The organism is Allobosea sp., from assembly GCF_030694325.1.
Lineage (GTDB): Bacteria > Pseudomonadota > Alphaproteobacteria > Rhizobiales > Beijerinckiaceae > Allobosea.
On sequence record NZ_JAUXYO010000190.1, the window covers coordinates 1 to 7,750 of the forward strand.

8 protein-coding genes and 1 other RNA gene are annotated in these 7,750 nt (G+C 70.0%); 6 read left to right on the forward strand and 3 right to left on the reverse strand.

What is annotated here, in order from left to right; all coding sequences use genetic code 11:
* Window positions 1-222: 222 nt before the first annotated feature.
* Entirely contained in the window at window positions 223-675 is a 453-nt protein-coding gene (rnpA, locus tag Q8M82_RS12145; protein WP_305691612.1) for a ribonuclease P protein component, read from the reverse strand.
* A 67-nt stretch (window positions 676-742) separates the two neighbouring features.
* Window positions 743-877 carry a 50S ribosomal protein L34 gene (gene rpmH / locus Q8M82_RS12150; protein WP_067253664.1) on the reverse strand — a complete coding sequence of 45 codons (135 nt, stop codon included), beginning with the start codon at window positions 875-877 and terminating at the stop codon, window positions 743-745.
* A 195-nt stretch (window positions 878-1,072) separates the two neighbouring features.
* Here rpmH and ffs point away from each other — a divergent pair.
* From ffs to recR, 4 genes are all read left to right on the forward strand, one after another.
* An RNA gene (gene ffs / locus Q8M82_RS12155) (signal recognition particle sRNA small type) lies at window positions 1,073-1,169 on the forward strand.
* A gap of 95 nt (window positions 1,170-1,264) precedes the next feature.
* Complete coding sequence (locus tag Q8M82_RS12160; protein ID WP_305691613.1) at window positions 1,265-3,115, forward strand: DNA polymerase III subunit gamma/tau; 1,851 nt, start codon at window positions 1,265-1,267, stop codon at window positions 3,113-3,115.
* Window positions 3,116-3,137: 22 nt separating this feature from the next.
* A complete protein-coding gene (locus Q8M82_RS12165) occupies window positions 3,138-3,458 on the forward strand; it encodes a YbaB/EbfC family nucleoid-associated protein (protein ID WP_305691614.1) in 321 nt (106 codons plus the stop codon).
* Between the two features lie 147 nt (window positions 3,459-3,605).
* On the forward strand, window positions 3,606-4,211 hold the full coding sequence (recR, locus tag Q8M82_RS12170; RefSeq protein ID WP_305691615.1) for a recombination mediator RecR: 606 nt from the start codon (window positions 3,606-3,608) through the stop codon (window positions 4,209-4,211).
* Between the two features lie 13 nt (window positions 4,212-4,224).
* Here the strand turns inward: recR and Q8M82_RS12175 are convergent, their stop codons facing one another.
* Window positions 4,225-4,950: an outer membrane protein gene (locus Q8M82_RS12175; protein WP_305691616.1), complete on the reverse strand. Its 726-nt coding sequence runs from the start codon at window positions 4,948-4,950 to the stop codon at window positions 4,225-4,227.
* 189 nt (window positions 4,951-5,139) lie between these two features.
* Between Q8M82_RS12175 and Q8M82_RS12180 the strand changes: the two genes are divergently transcribed.
* Both Q8M82_RS12180 and Q8M82_RS12185 read left to right on the forward strand, forming a co-directional pair.
* Window positions 5,140-6,189, forward strand: coding sequence for a YihY/virulence factor BrkB family protein (locus Q8M82_RS12180; RefSeq protein WP_305691617.1), 1,050 nt, complete (start codon window positions 5,140-5,142; stop codon window positions 6,187-6,189).
* 67 nt (window positions 6,190-6,256) lie between these two features.
* The gene (locus Q8M82_RS12185; RefSeq protein ID WP_305691618.1) at window positions 6,257-7,498 is read left to right on the forward strand and encodes an NAD(P)/FAD-dependent oxidoreductase; all 1,242 of its coding nucleotides are present in this window, start codon (window positions 6,257-6,259) and stop codon (window positions 7,496-7,498) included.
* Window positions 7,499-7,750 lie beyond the last annotated feature (252 nt).

The following is a 7,750-nucleotide window of genomic DNA, read 5'->3' on the forward strand; positions in this document are numbered from 1 at the left end:
CGGCGCGCTGCCCGGTGCGGGCACAGGCGCGGTCTGGCTCTGCGCCTGCTGGTTCTGCTGCGCGATCTGCTTCTGCTTCTCCATCTGCGGCACGCCGTAGAAGTACTGCCAGCCGAACAGCACGACCACGGAGAGCGTGATCGCCAGAAGCAGGTTGCGGTTGTCTTCTTTCATCATGATCGGAAACAGATCTCGCTGACGCCGCGTCGGGCTCGGGGGATTTCAGTCGTTCTGGGGGCCGGGCGGGCGCTCGCCGCCCTTGCCCCTCGTCTTGCCGGCCGCGGGACCCGGAGCCGGACGTGGCCGGCGCCCCTGGCCCTGCGGGCGTGCGCGATCGACCGCGACCGCAAGCTCGCTCACCAGCATGTCGAAATCGGCGGTCAACGTCTCCGGCCGCGCCACGACCACGATGTCGCAGGGCCGGCCGGACTGGGCTTCCAGCGCCTTTTCCGCGGCGACGCGCAGGCGCCGCCGGATGCGGTTGCGGATGACGGCGTTGCCGACCTTGCGCGAGGCCGTGAGGCCGAGGCGCAAGCCATCCGGCTCGGGCTGCTCGCCGGCCGCACGTTGCGGCCCGTCGAGAACCTGGACGGTGAAGGCGGACGAACGAAAACGGCGGCCTCGATCGGCCGCCGCCAGGAACTGCTTGCGTTGCGTCAGACGGGCGAGGCGCATGGCGATTGGCCGGTCTTCCGGAAAAAACGCTCGCGGATGCGGCGCGCGACCGTCACGCGCCGGCCACTCAGGCCGAAAGCTTCTTGCGGCCGTGAGCGCGACGAGCGGCGATGACCTTGCGGCCGCCGGCGGTCGCCATGCGGGCGCGGTAGCCGTGGCGGCGCTTGCGGACCAGCTTGCTGGGTTGATAGGTTCTCTTCATCGTCCGTCTCCGGGGCTCGTCGGCACAGTGGCCGCGGCTTTCCCAAAAGAAAGCGTGGCCGACCGAGCCTGCATGCGAATGGTTCCGCGCCGCCCCGAGGGTTGCGCAAGTGGCGGGCTTATGACGGATGGCCCGGTCCAAGTCAATGCCGAAGGCGCGCTTGCACTCGCGGGGCTTATCCCCGATATAGCGGGCGGGAGGTTGGCGAGGGACGTCTCACTCGCCAACCGGGTCAGGTCCGGAAGGAAGCAGCCCTAACGAGACCGAACGGGTCTTCGTCCAGCCTCCCACCGTCGCGACAGGCCCCGCGAGGCCGCAGCCTCGGGGTGCGGCCCCCGCATCGAAACGGGCGTTGACCCTCGCGCGGCGAACCGCCAAACCAGACCGATGAGCGACGACAGCAACGCAGCCCCCCCGGCCGACGAACCGGGCTTCGCCGGCTTCGATCCCGCGCCGGCGCCGGCGGCGGTCGCCCCTTATCGCGTGCTCGCCCGCAAATACCGCCCCGCGCATTTCGGCGACCTGATCGGCCAGGATGCGATGGTGCGCACGCTCACCAACGCCTTCGCCGCCGGCCGCATCCCCCAGGCCTGGATGCTCACGGGCGTCCGCGGCGTCGGCAAGACCACGACCGCCCGCATCCTGGCGCGGGCGCTGAACTACCAGACGGCCGATGGCGGCGGCGCTCCGACGACCGACCTGCGCGCGTTCGGCGTCCATTGCCGGGAGATCATCGAGGGCCGGCACATCGACGTGCAGGAGATCGACGCCGCCTCCAACAACGGCGTCGACAACATCCGCCAGATCAACGACGCGGTGCGCTATGCCCCCGTCTCGGCGCGCTACAAGGTCTATATCGTCGACGAGGTGCACATGCTCTCGACGGGGGCCTTCAACGCCTTCCTGAAGACCCTGGAGGAGCCGCCGCCGCATGCGCGCTTCATCTTCGCCACGACGGAAATCCGCAAGGTCCCGGTGACGGTCTTGTCGCGCTGCCAGCGCTTCGACCTGCGCCGCGTCGATGCCAGCCTGCTCGTCTCGCATCTCGCCGGCATCTGCCGGACCGAGAATGTCGCGGCCGAGGACGAGGCGCTCGCCGCGATCGCGCGCGCCGCCGAGGGCTCGGTGCGCGATTCCCTCTCCATCCTCGACCAGGCCATCGCCCACGCGGCGGGCACGATCACGCTCGAGGATGTCCGCTCGATGCTCGGCCTGGCCGACCGGGCCCGCGTCATCGACCTGTTCGAGGCGTTGATGAAGGGCGACATCGCCAGCGCGCTGGGCGAATTGCGCGGCCAGTATGATGCCGGCGCCGACCCGACCGTCGTCCTCTCCGATCTTGCCGAGTTCACCCATCTGGTGACACGATTGAAGCTCGTGCCCGAGGCGGTCAAGGACAATGGCCTGTCCCAGGCGGAGCGCGTGCGCGGCGGCGATTTCGCCCAGCGCCTGTCGATCCGCATTCTCGCCCGCACCTGGCAGATGCTGCTGAAGGGCCTCAGTGAGGTGAAGCAGGCCGACCGGCCGATCATGGCCGCCGAGATGGTGCTGGTGCGCCTGGCGCACGCCGCCGACCTGCCGACTCCCGACGAGGCGCTGCGGATGCTGCGCGACGGCTCGGGCGCCGTGGGCGGGCAGGCCGCCTCCTCTGCGCCGCGGCCACCTTCCGGCGGCGGCAACACGGCGCTGGCGGCGCGGCCCGTGCTGGCGAGCGCCAATCCCGCGCCCATGATGACGCCGGCCCCGCGCGCCCAGGCCCTGCCGGCCGTGTCGGTCGCCTCTCTGGAGGACGTCGTCGCGCTCGCCTCGCAGAACCGCGACATCACGCTGAAGCTCGCGCTCGAGCGCGATGTCCGCCCGGTGCGCTTCGAGCAGGGGCGGATCGAGTTTTCGCTCGCCAGCGGCAGCTCTCGCACGATCGCGACCGATCTCTCGCGCCGCCTGAAGGAATGGACCGGCCAGACCTGGATGGTCGCGGTGGTCAACGGCGAAGGCGGCGCGACCCTGCGCGAGCAGGCCGAGGCCGCCAAGGGCCAGCGCGAAAGCGACGCCGCCTCGCACCCGGCCGTCAAGGCGGTGCTCGAGCGTTTCCCGGGCGCGCGCATCGTCGATGTGCGCGATCCGCGCGCGGCCGAGCCCGATATCGCGGAGGCGGCGCCGGCGGCCGACGAATACCTGCCCGACGGGGAGCCGCTGTTCGACGATGCGGAACCCGATTTCGACGGTATCGATTTCTGACCGACCATAGGGAGACGACCCGATGCGCGACATCATGGGCCTGATGAAGCAGGCGCAGGAGATGCAGCAGAAGATGGCCAACGTTCAGGCCGAGCTCGACACCATCGAGGTCGAGGGCGCGGCCGGCGGCGGCATGGTCACGGTGACGATGACGGCCAAGGGCGCCGTCAAGGCGGTGAAGATCGACCCGTCCCTGATGGTCGCCGACGAGCGCGAGATCCTCGAGGACCTGGTCGTGGCCGCCTGCGGCGACGCCCGCACCCGCGCCGAGCGTGTGATGCAGGAGCGCATGGCCGAGATCACCAAGGGCCTGCCGATCCCGCCCGGCATGAAGCTGTTTTGACGTCGGCCTGTCATTCCGGGGCTTCGCACAGCGAAGAACCCGGAACCCACGACCGGGTCGATACCATCTCCGTCGAACAGGCATGGCTCGCCCGGTCGTGGGTTCCGGGTTCGGCCTTCGGCCGCCCCGGAATGACAGGGTAGAACCATGTCCCGCGCCATCGCCGGCCCCGAGATCGAGCGGCTGATCCAGCTGCTGGCCAAGCTGCCGGGCTTAGGGCCCCGCTCGGCACGGCGCGCCGCGCTGCATCTGGTGAAGAAGCGCGAGGCGCTGCTCGGCCCGCTGGCCGAGGCGATGGCCGTGGCGAAGGAGCGGATCGTGGTCTGCTCGACCTGCGGCAATGTCGACACCAGCGACCCCTGCGGCCTCTGCCGCGACCCGCGCCGCGAGGACGGGCTGATCGTCGTCGTCGCCGACATCTCCGACCTCTGGGCGCTGGAGCGTTCGGGCGCCGTACCGGGCCGCTATCATGTTCTGGGCGGCGTGCTGTCGGCGCTCGACGGGGTCAGGCCCGAGCATCTCTCGCTCGACGCGCTGGTCCGGCGCGCGTCCGAGCCGGCGGTGAAGGAAATCATCCTGGCGCTGAGCGCCACGGTCGACGGCCAGACCACGGCGCATTTCATCACCGATCTCCTGGCGCATCTGCCGCTCAAGGTGACCAGGCTCGCCCATGGCGTGCCGGTCGGCGGCGAGCTCGACTATCTCGACGACGGCACGCTCGCGGCCGCGATCCGCCAGCGTACCGGCTTCTGACGGCGGGCTTCGGTCAGAACTTGTAGGCGACGCTGGCGCGCAGCGTGTGGAAGGTCGGCTCGTGGCGGACCGTCAGCCCGAGCAGCGGGCCGCGGGCCGCCTGGCCGAATTTGCCGAAATCCGTGTATCGGTATTCCGCGCCGAGGATCAGGTTGTCGGTATAGGCGAAGGCGACGCCCGCGCCGGCCGTCCAGCCGGTGCGCGAACGATCGATCGTCTCGGGTGCAGCCGCGACCGCGCCGACGAGGTGATAGTTGAACTCGGTGAAGGCCGCGCCACCGGTGGCGTAGATCATGAAGCGATCCAGCGCGAAGCCGGCACGCCCCCGCAGCGAAGCCTGCCAGTCGCGGGTGACCCGCGCCGAGACGCCGGGCGCGATGAGCGTCTCGCCACCGTCGAGCCCCTCGACGTCGCCCTCGATGCCGAAGACGAGGCTGCCGGTCTGATAATTGAAGCCGGCATGGCCGCCGCCGAGCGCGGCATCCGAACTCTGGCGGAAGGCCGCCCCGTTGAAGGCCCGGCCGAGCGTGTCGGACAGGGTCGTCTTCTCCTGGCCCCAGGCGAAGCCGGCCTGCACGCCGAGATAGACACCCGTCCAGGAGTAGAAGTCCGGCAGCGCGGGGGCCGGCGGCAGCTTGCGGGCGGAGGGCATGTCGGCCGCCAGCAAAGGAGCGAGCGACAGCCAGGCGCCGCACAGGGCCGCCAGGCCGGCGAGAGCCGCTTTCTTGTGCATCGTCATCGCAGCCTCGACGCTTTTACGAAACGGGGACCGGCCGCGGGGCGAGCGGCTGTCTCGTTGATGAGAAAGCATTAAGGTTAACGAGCGGCTAACTCCGGCCCTCAGGCAGACGCGCCCGGAACCTTCGCGTGGGCGCGCCGTTGCTAGGCGGTGCTGCCGCTGCGACGATGCGGCAGTGGAGCATTCTGCATGTCCCTTCTGAAACGGATCACGGGAGCCGCCGGTGCGGGCGTCGCCCTCGGCTATGTTGCCGAAGTGGTGACCCGACGGATGTCTCGCCGCAGCCGCGAAGCCGCGCGCGGACGTCTGGCACGGGCGCCGTGGCAGATGACCTGGCTCGGCTGGAAGGACGTGGTTCTGCGCTTCGGGACCAATCTCGCAGATAACCGCATCAGCTCGCTCGCAGGCGCAGTCGCCTTCTTCACCTTGCTGTCGATGGTGCCGGCGCTCTCGTTGCTGGTGACGCTCTACCGCTACCTGACCGACCCGGCGACGATCGCCGAGCAGCTCGACGCGGTGACGACGGTCTTTCCGCAGGCCGCCCGCGAGCTGATCCACGAGCAGGCGATGCGGCTGGCGGCTCAGGACGTTCAGGTCCTGTCCCTGACCTTTCTGATCAGCTTCGCGGTCGCCGCCTGGTCGGCCAATGCCGCGGTCAAGGCGGTCTTCGACGCGCTCAACATCATCTATCGCGAGCAGGAGAAGCGCAGCTTCTTCAAGCTGAACGTGATCTCGCTGGCGACCACGATCAGCGGAGTCGTGCTGCTGGTGGCGGCGCTCACCGTCATCGCCAGCCTGCCGGTCATGACGGCGCTGTTCCCCTTCGCCGTCGAGCTGGAGCGGCTGATCCGGCTCGTGCGCTGGCCGGCCTTCTTCCTGATGGCGACGCTCTCAATCGCTGCGTTGTACTGGATCGGTCCCAGCCGCGAGCGGGCCCGCTTCGTCTGGGTGATGCCCGGTGCCGTCGCGGCCGCCCTGCTCTGGGCCGGCGCCTCCTGGGCCTTCTCCTGGTATGTCGGCACGCTCGGCAACTACACGGCGACCTATGGCTCGCTCGCCACCATCGTCGTGTTCATGACCTGGCTCTGGCTCTCGGCGATGATCGTGCTCGCCGGCGCCGAATTCAACGCCGAGCTCGAGCACCAGACGGCCCACGACACGACCACCGGCACACCCAAGCCAATGGGGCTGCGCGGCGCGAGGATGGCCGACACGATCGGCCCTCCCGCGGCCGGATAGCCCGCCACCCGCCGCCCTTCCGCTCATCCCCCGTCGGCGCTCGCCGCCGGATCCGGAGTGTCATGCCATGCTCGATCCCGACAGTACCCGTCACGAGGACCTGCGCAGCGGGGCCAGCCCCTGGCTTTCCGGCCCGCCCCGACCGGCGAGCATCGGACTCGATTCCGACACGCGCTGCGACGTCGCGATCATCGGCGGCGGCATCACCGGTGCGCTGGCGGCCGAGCATCTGACCGGGCTGGGGCATGACGTGATCGTCGTCGACCGGGAACGCGAGGGGTTCGGCAGCACGGCCGCCAGCACCGCGATGCTGCAATGGGAGATCGACCTGCCCTTGCGCCGGCTCGCCGAGCTCTACGGATTCGAGAAGGCGGCCGACGTCTACCGGCGCAGCTTCAAGGCCGTGGAGGGCCTGATCGAGAGCGTCGCGACGCTCGGGCTCGGCGCCGCCTTCCACCCGCGCGACACGGTCTATCTCGCCGCCGGCGATATCGGACCGCGCGATCTGAGGGAAGAATGCGCCCTCCGCGCCAAGGCCGGGCTGCCGGGGGAACTGCTCGACCATGCGGCGCTGCTCGGCCGCTACGGCTTCGACCGGGCCGCCGCGATCGTCTCTCCCGGCTCGGCCGAGGGCGATCCGCTCAGCCTCTGCCACGCGCTGCTTCATGTGGCGGCGCAACGCGGCGCGCGGCTCGTCCGCGGCGAGGCGGTCGCCTTCGACAGCTCGCCTGGCAGCGCGACGGTACAGCTCGCCTGCGGCCGCACCATCGAGGCCGGGCATATCGTGCTGGCGACGGGCTATGTCATGCCCGACTGCGTGCAGAGCGATCTGCATCACGTCGCCTCGAGCTGGGCGATCGCGACGCTGCCGCAGGCGAGCGAGGTGCTCTGGCCCGGCCCCGCGCTCGTCTGGGAAGCCTCGGAGGACTATGTCTACTGTCGCACCACCGTGGACGGACGCATCATCATCGGCGGCGAGGACGAGGACGACGACGATCCGGAGCACCGCAAGGCCGCCGGACCGCAGAAGACGGCGGCCCTGCTCGCGAAGCTGCAGGCGCTCGTGCCTGGAGCGGCGCCGACCCTCGGCCATGCCTGGTCGGGCGCCTTCGGACAGACGGAGGACGGGCTGCCGCTGATCGGGCGCGTTCCGGGCCATCCGCGCCTGCTCGCCGCCTATGGTTACGGCGGCAACGGCATCACCTTCAGCTATCTGGCTTCGCGGCTGATGGGGGCGTTGATCGGCGGCGTGGAGGCCCCCTGGTTCAGCCATTTCGCCATCGACCGGCCTGATCCGACGCGCCGCTGAGGCAGGCAGCCGTTGCGAAGCTGCAATCGCATGCTTGCAGCCTCGGCAGGAGACAAACGGCAGCCCAGTCGCCATGTCTGAGTTCGCGGCGCGCTCGGCCGCGAGGCGAAGAGGAGGCTGCCATGGCTGCGGTCGCAGATCGATCGAGGCCCGCCCTCGAGGCGCTGCAGGCCCCGTTCCACATCGGCACGGTCACCTTGCGCGTAACCGACCTGCCCGGTCTCACGGCGTTCTACCGCGACAGCATCGGGC